Source organism: Pseudomonas sp. R4-35-07 (genome assembly GCF_003852235.1).
GTDB lineage: Bacteria > Pseudomonadota > Gammaproteobacteria > Pseudomonadales > Pseudomonadaceae > Aquipseudomonas.
The window spans coordinates 336,398-356,888 of the sequence record NZ_CP027732.1 but is presented as its reverse complement, the minus strand read 5'-3'; the positions used below and the strand labels follow the sequence as shown (position 1 = coordinate 356,888).

Below are 20,491 nucleotides of genomic sequence, written 5' to 3'. Positions count from 1 at the left end.
ATCTGGAGCTCTTTTAGGTTCAGCTTTGCCCAGTATTCGGCAGTTGCTGATACGCACCCTCTGTGGGCTCGTCTGGCTGATGGCTGTCACCATCAGTAGGCATGGCATGGGCTTTTTCCTTGGCCTGGCGTTGCATTTCTGCCTGATGCTGAATCTGACGCCAGCGCGAGATCTGCCGGTCAACTGCCTGGTCGTAATCAGCGGCAGAATCTATGCGCGGGCAACGTGACGCTTTCGGAGCTTCACCGGCTGATCGAGGAGCGCAACGGCGTGGACCGAGACAGCCTGCAGTATCTCTGTAACGAGTTCCACAAAAGTGATCAGTACAAGGCTCTCAGCGAGAAAACCCACGACGACTACGTCTACTCCCGCGACGTGCTTCTGGCATTCCCCACAAAGCTCGGCAAGCCGTTGGGCGAGCTGGCGGTGCTCAAGTTCACGCCGGCGCTTATCCAGCGGATCATCGATAAGATCGCCCAGGAGGGCAAACCATCAAAGGCCGCGCACGCCTTGCGCTACCTGCGCCGCGTGATGCAGTGGGGCCGCAACCGTGGTTTCGTGAAGGACAACCCGGCCAGGGGCATCGAGTCGCCAAAAGAGCGCAAACTGCGGCGGCTGCCCGACGACATCGTCATGGCCAGCCTGATCAGGTTCGCGCAGCAGCAAGGTCAGCTCAAGAGCGGCCAGCCTGGGGCCTGCTCGCCTTACCTCTGGTATGTGATGGAGATAGGCTACCTCTGCCGTCTACGCGGTATAAACGACCGACTCTACGCCTTCGCCGACAACGACTCAATTATCTCCCCCCGACACACCCCCAAAATCTCATCCGCCAGCGCCGAATCATCAGGACAAGCGCGCGACAACACAATCGCTCCAACCGCCCTTGCCAGCAGGTCGATCATTTTCACCCTCGCCTCATCCGGCTCCGCATCCGGACCAATAGGGTAGTTTCCGCCAAGGGTTTGCAACATCTGCTCAATCCCTTCAGCGAAGGTCGATTTCAAATCATCCGACTGGCGCGCCGCGTCGCCGCATAACGCCGCCATCGTGCAGCCCGTGGCGCGGCTGTCGCGATGGGCCCTGGACACGTACATGTCGATGAAGTCCTTCACGCTCAATGTTTCGGCGCCGGCGAGGGATCGGGCAAGGCTGTTGGCCGAGGCTTCGGCCATCAGGTCGGCCTTGGAACCGAAATGTTTGTAGAAGCCGCCGTGGGTGAAGCCGGCGGCGGCCATCAGGTCGGCCACGCCGACGCCGTCGAAACCGCGCTCGCGGAACACCACTGAAGCCGTTTCGACGATGTGCTCCCGGTTTGCTTGGGCCTTGGCCTTGGACACGCGCATGTTCGCTACCTCTCTACCGCAGAATTCATGAGCTGATGATACATAGATGTCGTTCATAATCAAAACCGTTGACAGTTTAGATTTCGATCATCATCCTAATCGCAAGTGACATGACCTCTACCAAAGTCACCGGCTGATCAAGCCTGGATTCACGCGCACCTCAATCCCAATCCCTGATAAAGAGCTGACATCATGATTACCCGCCCTACCGTTCTCATCACTGGCGCTTCCACTGGCATCGGCGCGGTGTACGCCGAGCGTTTCGCCCAACGCGGGCATGATCTAGTGCTGGTCGCCCGCGACCACGCGCGCCTGGAAACGCTCGCCGCGAAGTTGCAGGACGAACACAACGTCGCCATTGACGTGCTTCAGGCCGACCTGACGCAACTCAGCGACTTGCACAGTGTTGAAGCGCGCCTGCGCGATGACGTGCGCATCGGCATCCTCGTCAACAATGCCGGCGCCGCACAATCCGGCACGTTCATCGAGCAAAGCACCGAGAGCGTTGCGCAACTGGTGGCACTCAACACCACCGCGCTGGTGCGGCTCGCCAGCGCCATCGCGCCACGCCTGGCCAAAGCAGGCGAAGGCTCTATCATCAATATCGGCTCGGTGGTGGGCCTGGCGCCTGAGTTCGGCATGTCGGTCTATGGGGCGACCAAGGCGTTTGTGCTCTTCCTTTCCCAAGGCCTGAGCCTGGAACTGTCGCCCCAGGGTGTTTACGTACAAGCCGTACTGCCCGCCGCCACCCGCACGGAGATTTGGGACCGCGCCGGTATCGACATCAACTCCCTGAGCGAAATCATGGAAGTGGGTGAGCTGGTCGATGCCGCCCTGCTTGGTTTCGACCGACGCGAATTGGTGACTATTCCTGCGCTGCAGGAAGGCGAGCGTTGGGATGCGCTGCAAGCCGCGCGTGGGGGGTTGTTGGGGCAGATCAAGCAGTCCACGGTGGCGCAGCGCTATTTGACTCAAGCCTGAACGGCTTGACGTTGCCGGGGCCGCGCCTCGCTCACTCCACCGACAAGAGCAGTTGCACCATGAAAGCATTTTTCATCGACCGCTACGGCAAGCAGAACGGAATGATTGGCGAAGTGCCTGACCCTGCGGTCGGTGTGCATGACGTGCTGGTCCAAGTGCATGCAACGAGCGTGAACCCGTTGGATTCGAAGATCAGGACGGGAGCGTTCAAACTGATCCTGCCCTATCGGTTTCCATTGATATTGGGCAATGACCTGGCCGGGGTGGTGGTTCGTACGGGTGCGGCGGTGACGCGATTCAAGCCGGGAGACGAAGTGTATGCTCGGCCTCCCGAGGCGCGGATCGGGACGTTTGCTGAACTGATCGCCGTGCACGAAGACGCGCTGGCGCTGAAACCGTCGAATCTCGACATGGCCCAGGCGGCGTCCATCCCCTTGGCCGCCTTGACGGCCTGGCAGGCGCTGGTTGAAACCGCCCAGCTGAAAAAAGGCCAGAAGGTGTTGATCCATGCCGGCTCCGGCGGTGTTGGCACGCTTGCCATCCAGCTCGCCAAACACCTCGGCGCCTTCGTTGCCACCACCACCAGCACGGCGAATGTCGAATGGGTGAAATCACTTGGGGCGGACGTGGTCATCGATTACAAACAGCAGGACTTTGCCAACGAGTTGCGCGATTTCGATGTGGTGTTGAACAGCCTTGGCACTGATGTACTGGGGAAATCGATCAAGGTTCTCAAGCCTGGCGGACAGCTAATTTCCCTGTCGGGGCCGCCGACTGCGCAATTTGCCCAAGCCCAAGGTCTGCCCTGGGTGCTGGGGCAGGTCATGCGCCTGCTCAGCAGTGGCATTCGCAGAAAAGCCCGCAAACAGAGGGTGAGCTATGGGTTTTTGTTCATGCATGCCGATGGGGAACAGCTGCAAAAAATCAGCTCGCTGATCGAGGCTGGCGTTATCAGACCAGTCATTGATCGCTCTTTCCCGTTTACATCGACCGCAGAGGCGTTGCGGTACGTCGAGCAGGGCAGAGCAAAAGGCAAGGTGACCATCACGCTCCGATAGGTTTTTTTTTGCGAAAGGCGATCCGCGCGCACGAACAATATGGCACTTAGCCACCCCTTTGATTGACACCCCTTCTCTACTCCGTTAAAAACCCCGCCTTGCTATGCATTTAATCGAGACATGGATGTTGTCCAACACCCCGCTGTTCAAATACCGCCGCTATTGGCTGGCGGCCATCATCGTGTTGCTGGCGATTCTTGATCCTTTTGGCCTGGCCAGTTCCAGCGACAAGGCGTCGGCGCAGTGGCTCAATCGAATGTTCGCCGGCCACTACCCAAGCCTCGGACAGCAGCAGGTGGCGGTGGTGTTGATTGATGATGCCTACCTGATGCGCAATGACAGCCCATGGCCAATGCCGTACAGCGACCAAAGCAAATTGTTCAAGCGTCTGCTGGCGTACAAGCCACGGGCTGTGTTTGTAGATTTGCTTTACAGCCACGACCACTCGCTCGGCGACCCGTCGCGGGGCAGTCAATTGCTGGCAAATGTGTTTGAGCGTTATCAACGCCAGGGCATTCCGCTGTGGTTGGCCAATACTGGGCTGACGCGCGCGGAGGCAGGCCAGGCCAATACGCTGGCGCCTTTTATGCAGGTCAGCCGGCCAGCACTGGTAGCGTGGGAAGGGGTGGACGACAAGTACCCACTGGCTAAGCACACACAGGCCGGGCTGATGGAAACTCCCGCCTTGGCGCTATACCGGGCGTTCTGTGCCACCCAAGACTGCACGTCGCCGCCTGTGGATGTACAAACCGCTGCGCAGCGCCAGCCAATCGCGGTGCAATGGGGGCTGAAGCTGGCAGCGGACCAGGCGCGTATTGCCGATATTCGCCACTGCGCAGCGGCGCGGCATTTCTTGCTGGACGGGGTGGCGCAGTTCTTCCAGGCCGTATTCTGGAAACTGGATGACTCCGCCCAGGCGCAGTGCCCTTATACGCTGACGTTATCGGCCAGTGAGCTGGAAGTCAGTGACCCGGACGACCAAGCCTTGATCACCGAATTACTCCACGACCGCCTGGTGCTGATCGGCGCCAATATTGCGTCCACCGGGGACCTGGTGGAGTCGCCGGTACACGGCCAGCTCCCCGGCGTTTACCTGCACGCCATGGCCCTGGATAACCTGATCAATGCAGGTATGAATTATGACCATGAACCCGCCGACTTCCCCCACCTGCCTTTCAATTGGCTGGACCTGCTGGAGCTCGGGCTGCTGGCATTGATCGCTGTGCTCAAGGCGCTGCACGCACGACGCCTGGCGGGCCATCGCACCTGGAGCCGCTGGCGGCGCCAGGAAATCTGGTTTTTCACCTCGCCGTGCCCGTCGTGGCTGTTGGTGATGTCAATGCTCGGGGTGGTCAGTGTGCTGCTGAGCCTCAATGACATCACCCCGGTCAACGTGCTGGGCATTGTATTGCTGTCGTTGGTGTTGTTCAGCGAGCGGATCGAAGCCTTCTTCGACCGCGATCGTTGAGCGTGCCGCTTTGCCATTTGTCTCAAGGAACTCAAGGATGAACAGAAGCCTCATCGTCTTGCTCGCAGCCGTCTTTACCCAGGGCGCCTGGGCGGAAACCCACAGTATCCAGGCGTTCCTCGCCGACCCGGTGACGGTGCTCGACGAGCAGGGCAAGCCACAGCGCGAGTTGGCGAAAAAAGATGCGCCTACCCAACCCATGCCGGTGCTGCAGTACAACCAGGCGCTGGACCTGGTGCAGGTAGAACTGGCAGGCCAGAAGGTCTGGTTGGACACCATGGACCTGCGTATCGAACCGCCGCTGAACGTGGTCGACCTGCCCTGTCTCGGCCTGACGAAAAGCCAGGCCAGGGACGCCCGCAATAATTCCACCATAGGTTTTGGTGCCGGTTGCAATCAATAAAGGGAGCGTTGCGGTGAGGGAATATCTAGTAGCAGCCAGCCTATTGGCCAGTTCGGTGCTCAGTGGTTGCGCCACCTTGAAGGGCGCGGACCAGGCGTTCCTGAACCTGGTAGGGCCGTCGACCCAATCGCGGGTCCAAGGCCACTACGTGGACAACATCGACGTGCGCCAGTACTACAAGCTAGACCCCCAACGCCAGAGCCAACAGCGCCTGAGCTACGACGGGCGGGCGGTGCCGGCTGCCGAAGCGCGCCAGCAGAACCTGGTGGATATCCCGATGCTGCAAGGCTACTTGCAGGGCATTGTCACGCGCTTGTCCAAGGGCTGGCCGGGCGAAGTTCCGCCGCTACAGGTGAAGATCACCGACAGTTATGGGTTCGGACCGTCGGCAGACCCTTACGGCAACCTGTTCGTACCGCTGGGCATGCTGGACAACGTTGCCAGCGAAGACGAAATCGCGGCGATGCTTGGCCACGAAATGAGCCATGTGCTGCTGCATCACCATGACCGCATGGCGGCCTTCCAGCAGCAGAAAGACATGTTTACCACCGTCGCCTCCACGGTCGCCTTGGCTACCATGGCAGCCGATACTGGCGTCGACCGTAGCGCCGGTACCATGAAGCTGTTCAGCAAAGACCCGGCCGGTACCCAGAAGACCATCGGCAACACGGTGCTGTACACCGCGCTGGCCAATACGTTTTCCGACCAAGTGTGGAGCACCGCCTGGGGCCGTAGCCAGGAAGACCAGGCCGACCTGCTTGGCACCGACTTGATGATCCGCGCCGGTTACGCGCCGCGCGCCGCCACCCATAGTCTGGAGCGTCTCAACGACTTCCAGGGCAAACAGAAACCCTTGCTCACTGGGTTCCTCACGGCACGTAAGAATGCCATGCAGGATTCGCTGCAACAGTTCAATCTCAACCAGTTCACCAAGGAGCTCGACGTACTGGTCAAGGACGGCTTGACCACCGGCATCACCGCAACCACGCAGTACTTCAACCGCTCGCATATGTCGGCCACGGACCGCGACACCGAGCTGCGCCAATATTTGCAGCGCGAATATCGCCAGGAACGCCGCGCCCGGGTCAACCCGCAAAGCTGGTCGAAGATGAAGGCTACGCCCAAAGTGGCGGAGGCCTTGCAGGGCTACAAAGACGCGTACTTCGCAATCGATGCCCTGGAGAAAAACAAGGTACCGGATGCCGAAAGGTTTGTTCGCAAGGCCCTGGCCTCGCCCGTCAAGGACCAGCCGAGCATTCGGCGCACTGCCTACACCCTGCGCCTGGCCCAGGGTAAAAACAGCGAGGCGGTGAAAGAGTTGCAAGCGATCAAGGACTGGTCCCTGGCCGGCCCTTCCACCTATGACTTGATGATCAGCTACCACCTCAAGCGGGGCGACGGGCAATCGGCACTGGAGATGATCGACAAGGCCGAACGCAATCTGGGCTCGGAGGAACTGTTCATCACAGAAAAACTGTTGGCCAATCAGCAACTGCAGAATGTGCAGCAGGTGCAAACCGTGCTGCGCAAGTGTGCGCAATACCCGACACGCAAGGAAAACTGCAAGAAGCTCGCTCCGATCAAGGCCTGACGTTCGATGCTCACCGCCTAGCGGGAAATGCTCGTCGTCAGAAATAAAAAAACCCCGAACCAGTCGGGGTTTTTCTCGCCTGGCATCAGGCGCGACCTGCGATCAATCAGAAAACATTGATCGGGTAGTCGGCGAACAGGCGGATTTCGTTACCGCCCACGTTGTATTCGCTGGCATTGTTGGAAACGCGCAACCACGAGGCGCGAGCGCGCAGGCTCAGGTCTTTGGCCGGGCCGCTCTGGACCACGTACTTGAACTGGTTCCAGATTTCGCGCTCGGTGCCATCGCCACGGCCAGTGCCGTCGTCGATGTTGGTGCCGCGTACATAGGCAATGTTGTAGGTCAGGCCCGGTACACCGAAGGTGGTGAAGTCGATGCCGTAGCCCGCTTGCCAGGAGCGCTCGTCCTTGCCGTTGAAGTCGGACCAGTAGGAGTTGGCCAGCAGGATGGTATTGCCGCCGTCGCCGATGCCGCCAGCGTTGCGGTAGCCGCCGTACAGGTAGCCGGTGTCACCGGTGCTGCGCTGGTGCGCGATGGTGAAGCTGTGCGCGCCAACGGCCCAGGTAGCGCCGAGGCTCCAGATTTTGTTGTCGCGAGCGTCGGCGTCTTTCTGGTTTTCCAGGGCGAAGCTGCGGTCCAGCTTGGTTTTGTAGCCGTTGAAGTCAAAGGTCAGCGACTGTTTCTCTGGCAGCGCCAGCACATAGTTGACGTTGACGTATTGCTTCTTCAGTACGTCCTGCATGTCGGAGGCATACAACGCTGCCGACAGGCTTTCGGTGAATTTGTAGCTACCACCGATGTAGTTGATGCTTTTCAGGCGGCCGCTGTCGGTGCCTTCCATGCTCTTGCGGGCTTCTTTGGTGAAGTGACCGGCGTCCAGTTGCAGACCGGCGATCTCTTTGGAAACAATCGAGGTACCGGTGTAGGTTTCCGACAACAGGCGGGAGTTGTCGTACTGCAACACAGGCACGGCCGGGAACTGATCACCGTACTTGAGCACGGTGTTGGAAACGCGGAATTTCACGGCCGCGCCGCCCTTTGCCAGGTCGTGGGGGGCCGGGCCTGGGTTCGGCTTGCCGTTGGCATCAACCGTGCCGTTGCCCTGCTTGAAGAAGTCGATACCGCCGGCGCCGGCGCGGCCTTGGCCACCATCCAGGCGAATCGCGTACTGACCAATCACGTCCACACCCACACCGACGGTGCCTTGGGTGAAACCGGATTCCAATTTGCCGATAAAACCCTGGCCCCACTCGGCCTTGTCCTGCTTGCCGTTTTTGTAGTCACGGCTGATGTAGGCGTTGCGTGCTGCGATGTTCAGGTGGCTGTCTTCAACGAAACCCTTGGATTGCTCCTGGTCGTTCGCCATGGCTGTCGATGCGCTCAAAATCCCCAGAGCGATCAGACTCATCCGTTGCTTCAACATTTTCTTATATTCCTTATTACTGGTTGAGTACGCGCTATGACACCAGGCCCCGTATCGCTTTCTGGTGTCGACTTTCTCCAGAAAAAACAAGGCCCGCGGACGACTGAACTGCCGCGGGCCTTTTCTTATTGGATGAGTCATGGCTGTTAGCCACAGGCGTTGGACGCAATCCTATGCGCGCGTTGAACTATGTGTCAATTTCGTGAACAGCTTGTATTTAGGCTAAATAATTCTAAGCACAGACCTATAGCGCTCCTACAAAAAAGCGCTTGCCCCCTCCCATATTGATTCGTCGGCGCTTTCAGTTACGCTCCAGCGCGCACAATACCTGCACCTCATCCTCCGTGAACAAGCCCGCTGGGTAGCGTTCACTCATCACGCTGCGCAAGTCGGGCTGTTGCCTGCCCTGGCGCGCGCCGTTTTCCTTCAACCAGAGCGCCAGCGCGTGGATCGCGTCGCCGTCGACCCGCACCGGGTGGAACGTGCGCGTGTACATCGGGTTGATTTCGGCATTCATTTCAGCGCTCTCTCCTGCTGCGTGAGCGGCTAACTTACTCAAGGTTTGTGACAGAACCATGCGGTCATCACCTTGGCGCTCTGTGGTGTGTTTGCCGATACAAGAGCTATGCCAATCTCCCGCATTCACAGGTACTCAGGCACAAAAAAGCCCGCGACCGTGCTGGGTCGCGGGCTTGCTTGGAACACTGCGCTCGCGCAGTGCTCGCTCGCCCTCAAGGCGCTGTTACAACTGCACTCAATTTCTCTGCGGTGCTGGCTGCTGCTGGGTCAGGCAGTGAATATTGCCGCCCCCCAGTAACAGTTCGCGGCCTGGCACCATCACCACTTCGTGTTGTGGAAACAGGTTCTGCAGGATCTGCTTGGCCTGATGGTCCAGCGGGTCATCGAAACTCGGCGCGATGATGCCGCCGTTGACGATCAGAAAGTTGACGTAGGAACCGGCCAACCGCACGCTCGGATTACGTTCCTGGCTGCCGTCTACCGGATCGACACCGGCACATTCTTCTTCGGTGGCATACAGCGGCCCCGGAATCGGCATCTTATGCACCGTGAACGAGCGGCCGCGGGCGTCGGTGCTGCTTTGCAGTACGTCCATGGCGGCATGGCAGCGCGGGTAGTTCGGGTCTTGCGGGTCATCGGTCCAGGCCAGCAGCACTTCACCTGGGCGCACATAGCAGCAGAAGTTATCCACATGGCCGTCGGTTTCGTCGTTGAACAGGCCATCCGGCAACCAGATGACCTTATCCACAGCCAGGTTGGCGCTGAGCACCGCTTCGATGGCGGCGCGATCCAAGTGCGGGTTGCGGTTGCGGTTCAACAGGCATTCTTCGGTGGTGATCAGGGTGCCTTCGCCGTCGACGTGAATCGAACCGCCCTCCAGCACAAAACCTTCGGTGCGATAACGCGACGCGCGCTCGATCTCGAGAATCTTGCCGCCCACCTGTGCGTCACGGTTCCACGGCGCATACAGGCCGCCATCGAAACCGCCCCAGGCGTTGAAATCCCAGTTCACCCCGCGTACTTCACCGCTGTCGTTGATCACGAAAGTCGGCCCCGTGTCCCGTACCCAGGCGTCGTCGCTGGACATTTCCACCACGCGGATATTCGGCACATCCAGGCGGCTACGAGCGTTTTCATACTGGCCGGCGGAAACCGCAACGGTCACCGGCTCGAACCGTGCGATGGCCTTGGCCACCGCCACGTGGGCCGCTTGCGCCGGTTTGCCGCCGAGCCGCCAGTTGTCCGGGCGCTCGGGCCAGATCATCCAGGTTTGAGTCTGTGGCGCCCATTCGGCGGGCATATGGAAGCCATCGGCGCGAGGTGTGCTGTGCAGGGTGGTCATGGCGATGAGGACTCCGAATGGGGTGAAAGCCGACTTTATAACGGATAAATATCTGCTTTAATAGTGAGCAGGAATAATAATTAGGCTAGATCAGGTAATTTAGTCGATAACAATCGAATTACTACAACTCATCCAGCACCTTCGATAGCATGTCGACGAAGAAATCCACACTGCGCCGGGTCGTGACCATCGGCGGCTTGATCTTGAGGATGTTCAGGTAGTCGCCGGTCGGCTGCATGAAGATTCCCAGTTCGCGCAGACGGTCGCATAACAGCGCAGTCTCTTGCGTCGCGGGTTCCAGGGTTTGTCGGTCACGTACCAGCTCGAGGCCCAGATAGAAGCCGGAACCGTGTACCGCACCGACTAACGGGTGATGCTCGATCAACGCTTGCAGGCGTGTCTTGAAATACCCGCCCACTACCTGGGCGTTTTCCCACAGCTTTTCCTCTTCCATCACATCCAGCACCGCCATGCCGATACGGCAGCTCACCGGGCTGCCGCCCGATGACGAGAAGAAATAGCCCTCGGCCTCCAGGGCTTCGGCAATCTCTCGACGGGTGATCACCGCGCCCAGCGGCTGCCCGTTGCCCATCCCCTTGGCCATGGTAATGATGTCCGGCACGACGCCCTGCTCTTCAAAGCCCCAGAAAAAATGCCCCATGCGCCCATAACCTACCTGCACCTCATCGGCAATGCATACACCGCCCTGGGCGCGGACCAGCCCATAGACCTGCTGCAAATAGCCGGGCGGCAACGAAATGCCACCGGCGTTGCCATACACCGGTTCGCAGATGAAACCCGCCAGTTGGCGTTGGCCAGCGGCGATTTTCGCCAGGTTACGCTCCACGCTTCGTACATAGTCAGGCGCACTGTCTGGCCCGCGAAACTCACCCCGGTAGGTATTCGGCGCCGTCACCGGGTGCACCCAGTCGGGGCGGCTGCTCAACGCCTGGGGGTTGTCGGCAATCGAGGTAGACACCGCGTCCGCCGCCACCGACCAGCCGTGATAGGCCTCCAGCACGCTGAGCATGTCGCGCCCGCCGCTGTAGGCCCAGGCCAGGCGGATCGCCAGGTCATTGGCCTCGGTGCCGCTGTTGACCAGGAACACCCGGTCCATGCCCGCCGGTGCCAGCGCCAGGAGGCGTTCGGAAAACTCGGCGATCGCCGCGTAGTGAAAACGTGAATTAGTGTTGAGCAGTGACCATTGCCGCGCCGCCACCGCTGCCATGCGCGGGTGGCCGTGGCCCAGCACCGCCACGTTGTTGAGCATGTCCAGGTAGGAGCGGCCCTGCATGTCGATCAAGTGATTGCGCCAGCCCCGCTCGATACGGGGCGGGTCGACGTAATAGTGCTTCTGCGAACGGGCGAAGCTGGCGTCGCGCCGGGCCAGCAGGGCTTCGGGGTCCAGCTCCGGTTCGGCATCACAGGCAAGCCCGAGCAGCGCCGCCGGTGACGGGCACAGCGCCTGCCACGCCGACGCCCGGGAAGGCGCACAGAAGAGCGGGGGCGCAAGATCGGCACGACACAGCTGCACGATCAACGGCCCGTGGACTTCACCGAGTATTTGCCCCTTCACCACCTGCGCACCGGCTTTGAGCCGCGTTGTCACGCCCCATACGCGCAGATTCAGGCGCTCTTCGTACACACACAGCAAACCGTCGGCGCCCTCGCGCAGTGTCCCGGCGAAAGGTGCCTCAAGCACTGTGCCATGGGGCAGGCTTAATTCGACATGAAGGGCGAAGGTGTCCGGTTCCACAGCACTGTCCGGGCGGGTGCGCGACAAGCGATATTGCCCATAACGGCTGGCTGCCAGCCCATGCACCGCTGCGGCTTCATTCAGCAGCCGCCGATCCATGCCCGGCGTCTCCCAATTGCCCGCCTCGAAATGCGGGCTGAGCACGCCCAGGTCGATCAGCGCGAACTCCCGACCGACCAGCCCCGGCAGCAAGGGGGCAAAGTCCTGGCTGGCCAAGGCAGGCAACGCCTCGCCGACGCTACTCAGGATCGCCGCTTCCATCAGTTCGAACGGCACCGACGTGGCGACATGGAAAATTTCCCACTCGTGCTCGGCATTCTTCAATAGGTAGGCGTTATCAGGGTCCAGACGTCGCTGCTGCTCACTGCTCAACACCAACACCGCCGCGCGGGCGACGATCAACGGCCACAGCGCGCGCAACTCTTCATGCTGCAACGGCGTGATCGCGTGACAGGCCTGGATCGCCGGCAGGATGGCAAACGGGTCGCCCTCAGCGTGATGCAGCAGCGCAGCGCACGTCACCGACAGGTCAGCGATGCGCCAGGTGTGTACCAGGTCGCCGAAATCAATCACACCCTGGACCTGCCAATGCCGCTGCGCATCGCGCTGCCAAACCACATTGTCATCGGTGATGTCCATGTGCACGGCCTGCCAGGGCAGGTGTGCAGCCAGAGGGCGGATATGCGCTTCGATCCGCCCGGCGACTTGCTCCAGTGCAGTGCGATGGGGAAGCTCGGGCAAGGTCGCCAGCAGATGGGTAATCAGCTCCTGCGCGTGGCGTGGGTCCCATTGCAGAGTGCGATCCAGGCCGGGATGGGTGAACGTTGACAGTGCCAGGCTCATTCGCCCGCACAGGTCGCCGAACCCTGCGATCACATCGCGACCCAGGTGAGGCAAATCGGTCAGCGGCTGGCCGTCGATGTAGTCCAGTAGCCGCAGGTGCAGGGTTTGCCCATCGACGGTGACGCTCAGCAGTTCGTCGCCATTGAGGGCCTTGATGACCTTGGGCACGCGCACCTGTACGTGGGCCTGCAGCTCGTTGAGGGCTGCATGCTGGGCCAGTAGCTCGATTGCGGCGTAGTCACCCCGGCAGATTTTCAGAACGAAGCGGCCCAGGGGGCTTTCAACTTTGTAATTGAGGTCTTGCTGGCTACCCAATGAAGTTAATCTGCCCGTGAGGCCATAATGCTGCTCAAGCAACCTCGCCGCGTGGGTAGGCCCTGCTTGCGGGCAGGCTAAGCTGGCGCGGTGAATCAAGGTAGCGAGCAACATGGGACAACCTCTGCGTTTTGTCAGGTGTCTGTTTTTGACAGGTGTCTATTTTTGACAGGGCCTATATCGCCATTGATGAAAGGGTTAGGCAACCCCCAACATACACCGTGCTTGCGCCACCCCTGCTACACAACTCAAGCTATGCTTCACTCGCTTAATGTCCGTCTAAGGAAAGGGCCTCCGATATGCGTATTCTCATCACCGGCGGCGCTGGCTTCATCGGCTCTGCCTTGATCCGGCACTTGATTCAACATACCGAGCACGAAGTGCTCAACCTGGACAAACTCACCTACGCCGGCAACTTGGAGTCGCTTACCAGCGTCGCGTCCAGTAGCCGCTATGAGTTCGTTCACGCCGATATCGTCGACCAGGCGACAGTCAGCGCCGTACTGGCGCGCTTCGAGCCACAGGCGATCATGCACCTGGCGGCCGAGTCCCATGTAGACCGCTCTATCGATGGCCCATCGGACTTTATCCAGACCAATATCGTTGGCACCTATAGCCTGCTGGAAGCCGCCCGTGCTTATTGGCAGAAGCTCGACGAGCCCGCCAGGCGTGCGTTTCGTTTTCATCACATTTCTACTGACGAAGTGTATGGCGACCTGCACGGCGTGGACGACCTGTTTACCGAGGTCACGCCTTACGCCCCCAGCTCGCCTTATTCAGCCAGCAAGGCGGCGTCCGACCACCTTGTACGCGCGTGGCAGCGTACATATGGCCTGCCGGTACTGTTGACCAACTGCTCCAACAATTACGGGCCGTTCCATTTCCCCGAGAAGTTGATCCCGCTGGTGATTCTCAACGCCCTCGCGGGCAAGCCGCTGCCGGTATATGGCGATGGGCTGCAGGTACGCGACTGGCTGTATGTCGAAGACCATGCACGGGCGCTACTGACAGTCGTGACCAAAGGCGTGGTTGGCGAGACCTACAACATCGGTGGGCACAACGAGCAAAAGAACATCGACGTGGTACGCAGCATCTGCAACCTGCTTGAAGAGCTGGCGCCACAACGCCCGGCCGAGGTGGAGAAGTTCAGCGATCTGATTACCTTCGTCAAAGACCGCCCCGGTCACGACCAACGTTATGCGATCGATGCGAGCAAGATCGAACGTGAACTGGGCTGGACGCCTGAAGAGACTTTTGAAACGGGTCTACGCAAAACCGTGCAGTGGTACCTCGACAATCTGGAATGGTGCCGCAGGGTCCAGGACGGTAGTTATCAAGGCCAACGATTGGGCAACACCGACTTGAAGGATTTGATCGCATGATGAAAGGCATCGTATTGGCCGGCGGCTCCGGCACCCGTTTGCATCCCATTACGCTGGGCGTGTCGAAACAGCTGTTGCCGGTGTACGACAAACCGATGATTTATTATCCGATCTCTGTGCTGATGCTGGCGGGCATCAAGGACATCCTGGTCATATCCACCCCGGTAGACTTGCCGCAGTATCGCAACCTGTTGGGTGATGGCAGCCAGTTTGGCGTGCACTTCAGCTATGCCGAGCAACCCACACCGGATGGCCTGGCCCAGGCATTTCTGATTGGTGAAGACTTCATCGGTAATGACCCTGTCTGCCTAATCCTGGGAGATAACATTTTCCACGGCCAGCATTTTGGCGACCAACTACGCACTGCGGCAGAACGCACCAGCGGCGCCACAGTATTTGGTTATTGGGTCAAAGACCCAGAGCGTTTCGGCGTAATCGACTTCGACAAGGAAGGCCGCGCCCTGTCCATCGAAGAAAAACCTGCCAAGCCCAAGTCGCCATATGCCGTCACCGGCCTGTATTTCTACGACAACGACGTGATCAACATCGCCAAGGCCGTCCAGCCTTCGCCACGCGGCGAGCTGGAGATCACCGACGTCAACAACGCCTACCTCAAGCGCGGCGATCTGCACGTTGAGCGTTTCGGTCGTGGTTTCGCCTGGCTTGATACCGGCACTCACGACAGCCTGCTGGAAGCCTCGACCTACGTGCAGACCATCGAGCACCGCCAGGGCCTGAAAGTAGCCTGCCTGGAAGAAATCGCCTACGAGAACGGCTGGATTGATCGTGACTATCTGCTGGAACGTGCCAAGTACTTCGGCAAAACCGGTTACGGTCAATACCTCTACTCGCTGGCCGGAGAAACCAAGTGAATGTCGTTGAAACCTCGTTACCTGGCGTGCTGATTCTCGAGCCAAAAGTATTCGGTGATGAGCGCGGTTTTTTCTACGAAAGCTTCAACGCTCGCGCTTTTGAAGCCGCCACCGGGCTCAAACGTGACTTCGTGCAGGACAACCATTCACGCTCGCAAAAAGGCGTGCTGCGCGGGCTGCACTATCAGCTTGAACACACTCAGGGCAAACTGGTACGTGTCACTTACGGTGAAGTGCTGGATGTTGCCGTCGACATCCGCCGCAGCTCACCGAACTTCGGCCAATGGGTGAGCGTACGTTTATCCGCGCAGAATCATCGCCAACTGTGGGTGCCGGAGGGTTTCGCCCATGGGTTTGTGGTGCTGAGTGACTATGCCGAGTTTCTATACAAAACCACCGACTACTATCAACCGAGCGCCGAACGCAGCATTCTCTGGAATGACCCGACGCTGGCTATCGACTGGGCGCTGTCCGAGCCGCCGCGACTGTCTGCCAAGGACCAGGTCGGTAAACTTCTGATGGAAGCCGACTTGTTCCCATGAAAATACTGATCACCGGCCAACACGGCCAAGTCTCCCAGGAGCTGCAACAGCGGCTCCAAGGCCTCGGTGAGCTCATCGTCCTCGGCCGCGACCAGCTTGACCTGGCCCACGCCGAGCAGATTCGCCAACAAGTGCGCGCCCACCGCCCAAGCCTGATCATCAACGCCGCCGCCCACACCGCGGTCGATCAGGCCGAAAGCGAGCCGGAAGCAGCCTTCGCCATCAACGCCATCGCCCCCGGCATCCTCGCCGAAGAAGCCAAGGCCCTAGGCATTCCGCTGATTCACTACTCGACCGACTACGTGTTCGACGGCAGCAAACCGGCCCCGTACACCGAAAGCGATTCGCCCAACCCACTGGGCGTCTACGGCCAGAGCAAACTGGCAGGCGAGCAGGCGATTGCAGCCGTGGGCGGCGAGTACCTGATTCTGCGCACCAGCTGGGTGTATTCGAGCCACGGCAAGAACTTCCTGCTGACCATGCAGCGCTTGCTGCAGGAGAAGCCGCAGATGCGCATCGTCGCCGACCAGATCGGCGCGCCAACCTGGGCCGGGACCATCGCCAACAGTACGCGTGCGTTGATTGAGCGCTGGCAAGCCGGTAACGCCGGGGATTGGGGGGTTTACCACCTCACGGCCCAAGGCGAAACGTCGTGGTTCGGCTTTGCCGAGGCCATTGGCCAAGCCCTTCGCGCTGCGGGCAAAGCCTGCGCCGAACTGGAAGCGATCCCGTCCAGCGCCTATCCAACACCCGCTAAACGCCCGCTGAACTCGCGCCTGGATTGCAGCCGTCTGCAACAGCAGTGGCAGGTCAGCCAGCCGCAGTGGCGAGACGCATTGCACGAGTGTCTTGCCGAGCAGCACTAGGCATAATGCGCCTGTACCCACAGGCGCACGATTCCCATGACCCCACCCCTTCCGCGAAGACCCCGCTGGCGCAGCCTCGCCCTGTTGGCGCTGTGCCTGGCGCCGCTGCTCTGGCCGTTGGAGCACTTGGCCGAGCGCTACTACCGCAGCGAGCTGGCCGGGCAGAACCGCCAGACCCTCGACCTGTACGTCGCCAACCTGTTGGGCACCCTGCACCGCTATGAAGTGCTGCCGCAGATCCTCGGTGACCTGCCGGCCCTGCGCACCGCACTGGATGCGCCCCACGTCAGCACCAACTTGGTCAACGCCAACTCGCTGCTCAAGGACGTGGCCGCCCAGGCCGGGGTGGAGGTGATGTACCTGATGGACACCACCGGCAAGACCCTCGCCGCGTCCAACTGGGACAAACAAGACAGCTTCGTCGGGCGCAACTTTTCCTTTCGCCCCTATTTCAGCGAAGCCATGGCCGGGCGCCTGGGGCGCTTTTTCGGGCTAGGCACCACCTCGGCCAAGCGCGGCTACTTCTTCGCCGCCGCCGTACGCGATGGTGAGAACATCATCGGCGTGCTGGTGGTCAAGGTAGACCTGGACCACACCGAGAGCTTGTGGGGCAACACCCCGGAACAACTCCTGGTGACCGACCACAACGGCGTGGTAATCCTCACCTCGCGCCCGCAATGGCGGTTCCGCGCCACCCGGCCGCTGACCGCCGCAGAGCGCCAGGCCATTATTGCCATTCAGCCTTATCCCACCCGTGATCCTCAGCCGCTGAACCTCAGCAGCAGCGCCTGGCTGCGCCAATCCACCGCCATCGCCGAGACCGGCTGGAATGTGGAAATCCTCGCCCCCCAATCCTTGATCAACCGCCCGGTGCGTACCGTGGTGGCCGTAGGCGGCGCGACCTTGCTGGTGCTGATGCTGCTGCTCGGTTTGATGATGCAGCGCCGCCGGCATTACCTGGAGCGCATCGCCTTCGAAGCCAAGGCCCGCCGCGAGCTGGAAATGCGCGTGGCCGAGCGCACCAGCGACCTGGAGGGCTTGAACCGGCGCCTGAAACAGGAAGTGCTTGAGCGCGAACACGCCCAGCAGGAACTGGTGCGTGCCCAGGATGACCTGGTGCAGGCCGGTAAACTCTCGGCGCTGGGCACCATGTCGGCCAGTATCAGCCATGAACTGAACCAACCCCTGGCAGCGATTCGCAGCTACGCGGAAAACGCTGAAATCCTGCTCGACCATGAACGCACCGCCGATGCGCGCGGCAACCTCAAGCTGATCAGCGAACTGACCGGGCGCATGGCCTCGATCATCGCCCACTTGCGCGCGTTCGCCCGCCGTGACCGCCACGCGCCGGAAAGCGTGGCGCTGCAACCCGCGCTGGATGATGCCCTGGCTTTGCTGGCCAAACGGCGGCGCTCGATGGAAGTGGAATTGATCCGCGACTTACCCGAGGCGACCTTATGGGTACAAGCCGGTGAAACCCGTCTGCGCCAGGTGCTGGGCAACCTGCTGGCCAATGCCCTGGACGCCCTTACCGAAAAAGGTCCGCCACGCAAACTGTGGCTGAGTGCCCAAACCACTGACCAGGGCGTCAACCTGTACATTCGCGACAATGGCCCGGGCTTTTGCATGGAGGCATTGGGCCGCGCCAGCGAGCCGTTCTACACCACCAAGACGCGCACCCAGGGCCTGGGCCTGGGCCTGGCGATCTGTGACACCCTGATGCGCGCCTTCGGCGGCGAACTGCTGTTCGCCAACCACAAGGAAGGCGGCGCGCTGTTAACCTTGAAATTGCGTGCCGGCTCGCCGGGCGTCAGTCTGCAACCGTCCGAGGACCGCAGTGTATGAGTATCGATAACCAGATTCAGGTGGTGCTGATCGATGACGATCCCCATTTGCGTCAGGCGCTGTGCCAGACCCTGGACCTGGCCGGGCTGAAAGTGCTGCCCCTGGGCGAAGCCAGCGGCCTCACCGCGCGCTTGTCGCGGGACTGGTCGGGCGTCGTGGTCAGCGATATCCGCATGCCCGGCATGGACGGCCTGGAGCTGCTCGCCGAGCTGCACGGCCAGGACCCTGACCTGCCAGTGCTGCTGATCACTGGCCACGGTGACGTGCCGCTGGCGGTGCAGGCCATGCGTGCCGGCGCCTATGACTTCCTCGAAAAGCCCTTCGCCAGCGACGCCTTGCTCGACAGCGTGCGCCGCGCCCTGGCCCTGCGCCGACTGGTGCTGGACAACCGCAGCCTGCGCCTGGCCCTCAGTGACCGGCAGCAACTAAGCACGCGCCTGGTGGGGCATTCGCCGCAGATGCTGCGCCTGCGCGAGCAAATCGGCGCACTGGCAGCGACCAAGGCTGATGTGCTGATCCTCGGCGAAACCGGCGCCGGCAAGGAAGTGGTCGCCCGCGCCTTGCACGATCTGTCGAGCCGCCGCAGCGGTCCGTTCGTGGCGATCAACGCCGGGGCCCTGGCCGAATCGGTGGTGGAAAGCGAGCTGTTCGGCCATGAACCGGGCGCGTTTACCGGCGCGCAGAAGCGCCGCATCGGCAAGTTCGAATTCGCCAATGGCGGCACGCTGTTCCTCGATGAAATCGAAAGCATGAGCCTGGATGTACAGGTCAAGCTGTTGCGCCTGCTGCAGGAGCGCGTTGTGGAGCGCCTGGGCGGCAATCAGTTGATTGCATTGGATATCCGCATTATCGCCGCCACCAAGGAAGACCTGCGCCAGGCGGCCGACCAAGGCCGCTTCCGGGCCGACTTGTATTACCGCCTGAATGTCGCGCCACTGCGTATTCCGCCACTGCGCGAGCGTGGTGAGGATGCGCTGATGCTGTTCCAGCACTTCGCCGACGAAGCCAGCAGTCGCCACGGCCTGCCCTTGCATGAGCTGCAACCGGGCCAGCGCGCGCTGCTGTTGCGCCACAGTTGGCCGGGTAACGTGCGCGAGCTGCAAAACGCCGCCGAACGCTTTGCCCTGGGCCTGGAACTGGCCTTGGACAGTACGCTGGACAATCCCTCCGCCAGCACACTGACCTCCACGCCCGGCGGCTTGAGCGAGCAGGTCGAACAATTCGAAAAAAGCCTGATCGCTGCCGAACTGACCCGCCCCCACAGCTCCATGCGCAGCCTCGCCGAAGCCCTCGGCGTGCCCCGCAAAACCCTGCACGACAAACTGCGCAAGCATGGCCTGAACTTCGCCGACAGCGCCAGCCACAGCGCAGACGACGAATGACCCTGCCCACCCGCCAAGAGACCGCCATGAGCCGCGACAGCCGTTACCTGGAATCCATCCTCCATCACGACATCCCCCTCACCCGGGAAATGGGCCTCAAGGTGCTCGACTGGCAACACGGCCAACTGCAACTGCATTTACCCTTGCAAGCCAATATCAACCACAAGAGCACCATGTTTGGCGGCAGCCTCTACTGCGGCGCCGTGCTGGCGGGTTGGGGTTGGTTGCACCTGAAACTGCGCGAGGAAGGGATCGAAGACGGGCATATCGTGATTCAGGAAGGGCAGATCAGCTATCCCTTGCCGGTGACGCAGGACGCGACGGTGATTTGCGCAGCGCCGGAGGAGAAAGTGTGGAAGCGTTTTGTCGCAACGTACAAGCGCTATGGCCGTGCGCGGTTGACGCTGGAGACGTGGATTGTGAATGAGGGCAGTGAAGAACGTGCAGTGACCTTCACCGGCCAGTACGTCCTGCACCGCTAGCCGCCATCACACAAAGCAAATGTGGGAGGGGGCTTGCCCCCGATAGCGGTGGATCAGTCACTTAGATATTGACTGACA

17 protein-coding genes and 1 pseudogene are annotated in these 20,491 nt (G+C 60.8%); 13 read left to right on the top strand and 5 right to left on the bottom strand.

The genetic code is table 11. The features are described 5' to 3' along the window. Positions 1-189: 189 nt before the first annotated feature. A pseudogene (gene xerC, locus C4J89_RS27050) lies at positions 190-756 on the top strand (tyrosine recombinase XerC); the annotation flags it as partial. Between the two features lie 11 nt (positions 757-767). On the opposite strand, the gene C4J89_RS01510 reads toward xerC, so the two are convergent. Continuing rightward, entirely contained in the window at positions 768-1,343 is a 576-nt protein-coding gene (locus C4J89_RS01510) for a TetR/AcrR family transcriptional regulator (RefSeq protein ID WP_124413561.1), read from the bottom strand. Positions 1,344-1,535: 192 nt separating this feature from the next. Here C4J89_RS01510 and C4J89_RS01505 point away from each other — a divergent pair, with 192 nt between their 5' ends. From C4J89_RS01505 to C4J89_RS01485, 5 genes are all read left to right on the top strand, one after another. Then, positions 1,536-2,324, top strand: coding sequence for an SDR family oxidoreductase (locus C4J89_RS01505; RefSeq protein WP_124413560.1), 789 nt, complete (start codon positions 1,536-1,538; stop codon positions 2,322-2,324). Between the two features lie 59 nt (positions 2,325-2,383). Further along, on the top strand, positions 2,384-3,382 hold the full coding sequence (locus C4J89_RS01500; RefSeq protein WP_124413559.1) for an NADP-dependent oxidoreductase: 999 nt from the start codon (positions 2,384-2,386) through the stop codon (positions 3,380-3,382). A gap of 124 nt (positions 3,383-3,506) precedes the next feature. Beyond that, positions 3,507-4,850: a CHASE2 domain-containing protein gene (locus C4J89_RS01495; protein ID WP_124413558.1), complete on the top strand. Its 1,344-nt coding sequence runs from the start codon at positions 3,507-3,509 to the stop codon at positions 4,848-4,850. A gap of 37 nt (positions 4,851-4,887) precedes the next feature. Beyond that, positions 4,888-5,253, top strand: coding sequence for a hypothetical protein (locus C4J89_RS01490; RefSeq protein WP_124369238.1), 366 nt, complete (start codon positions 4,888-4,890; stop codon positions 5,251-5,253). Positions 5,254-5,266: 13 nt separating this feature from the next. Beyond that, positions 5,267-6,844 carry a M48 family metallopeptidase gene (locus tag C4J89_RS01485; protein WP_124413557.1) on the top strand — a complete coding sequence of 526 codons (1,578 nt, stop codon included), beginning with the start codon at positions 5,267-5,269 and terminating at the stop codon, positions 6,842-6,844. A gap of 106 nt (positions 6,845-6,950) precedes the next feature. On the opposite strand, the gene C4J89_RS01480 is transcribed toward C4J89_RS01485, so the two are convergent. From C4J89_RS01480 to C4J89_RS01465, 4 genes are all read right to left on the bottom strand, one after another. Further along, positions 6,951-8,267: an OprD family porin gene (locus C4J89_RS01480; RefSeq protein WP_124360824.1), complete on the bottom strand. Its 1,317-nt coding sequence runs from the start codon at positions 8,265-8,267 to the stop codon at positions 6,951-6,953. Between the two features lie 301 nt (positions 8,268-8,568). Further along, positions 8,569-8,784, bottom strand: a complete 216-nt coding sequence (locus C4J89_RS01475) for a hypothetical protein (RefSeq protein WP_124360823.1) — start codon at positions 8,782-8,784, stop codon at positions 8,569-8,571. A 237-nt stretch (positions 8,785-9,021) separates the two neighbouring features. Next, a complete protein-coding gene (gene aguA, locus C4J89_RS01470; protein ID WP_124413556.1) occupies positions 9,022-10,128 on the bottom strand; it encodes an agmatine deiminase in 1,107 nt (368 codons plus the stop codon). A gap of 121 nt (positions 10,129-10,249) precedes the next feature. Beyond that, positions 10,250-13,156 (bottom strand): aminotransferase, encoded by a 2,907-nt coding sequence (locus tag C4J89_RS01465; RefSeq protein ID WP_124413555.1) that lies wholly within the window; start codon positions 13,154-13,156, stop codon positions 10,250-10,252. A gap of 185 nt (positions 13,157-13,341) precedes the next feature. Between C4J89_RS01465 and rfbB the strand changes: the two genes are divergently transcribed. Genes rfbB through C4J89_RS01430 form a run of 7 tightly spaced genes read left to right on the top strand, consistent with a single transcriptional unit; the run spans position 13,342 to position 20,413 of the window. Beyond that, entirely contained in the window at positions 13,342-14,424 is a 1,083-nt protein-coding gene (gene rfbB / locus C4J89_RS01460) for a dTDP-glucose 4,6-dehydratase (RefSeq protein ID WP_124413554.1), read from the top strand. Further along, entirely contained in the window at positions 14,421-15,296 is an 876-nt protein-coding gene (gene rfbA, locus C4J89_RS01455; RefSeq protein ID WP_124360819.1) for a glucose-1-phosphate thymidylyltransferase RfbA, read from the top strand. The genes rfbB and rfbA overlap by 4 nt, the downstream gene beginning before the upstream one ends. Continuing rightward, entirely contained in the window at positions 15,293-15,838 is a 546-nt protein-coding gene (gene rfbC / locus C4J89_RS01450; protein WP_124360818.1) for a dTDP-4-dehydrorhamnose 3,5-epimerase, read from the top strand. Before rfbA ends, rfbC begins: the two co-directional genes overlap by 4 nt. Further along, a complete protein-coding gene (gene rfbD, locus C4J89_RS01445) occupies positions 15,835-16,704 on the top strand; it encodes a dTDP-4-dehydrorhamnose reductase (RefSeq protein WP_124413553.1) in 870 nt (289 codons plus the stop codon). Before rfbC ends, rfbD begins: the two co-directional genes overlap by 4 nt. Positions 16,705-16,740: 36 nt before the next feature. Continuing rightward, complete coding sequence (locus C4J89_RS01440) at positions 16,741-18,549, top strand: ATP-binding protein (protein WP_124365448.1); 1,809 nt, start codon at positions 16,741-16,743, stop codon at positions 18,547-18,549. Continuing rightward, positions 18,546-19,931 carry a sigma-54 dependent transcriptional regulator gene (locus C4J89_RS01435; RefSeq protein ID WP_124402742.1) on the top strand — a complete coding sequence of 462 codons (1,386 nt, stop codon included), beginning with the start codon at positions 18,546-18,548 and terminating at the stop codon, positions 19,929-19,931. The genes C4J89_RS01440 and C4J89_RS01435 overlap by 4 nt, the downstream gene beginning before the upstream one ends. Positions 19,932-19,957: 26 nt before the next feature. Further along, the gene (locus C4J89_RS01430; RefSeq protein ID WP_124415988.1) at positions 19,958-20,413 is read left to right on the top strand and encodes a thioesterase domain-containing protein; all 456 of its coding nucleotides are present in this window, start codon (positions 19,958-19,960) and stop codon (positions 20,411-20,413) included. The last annotated feature ends 78 nt before the right edge of the window (positions 20,414-20,491 follow it).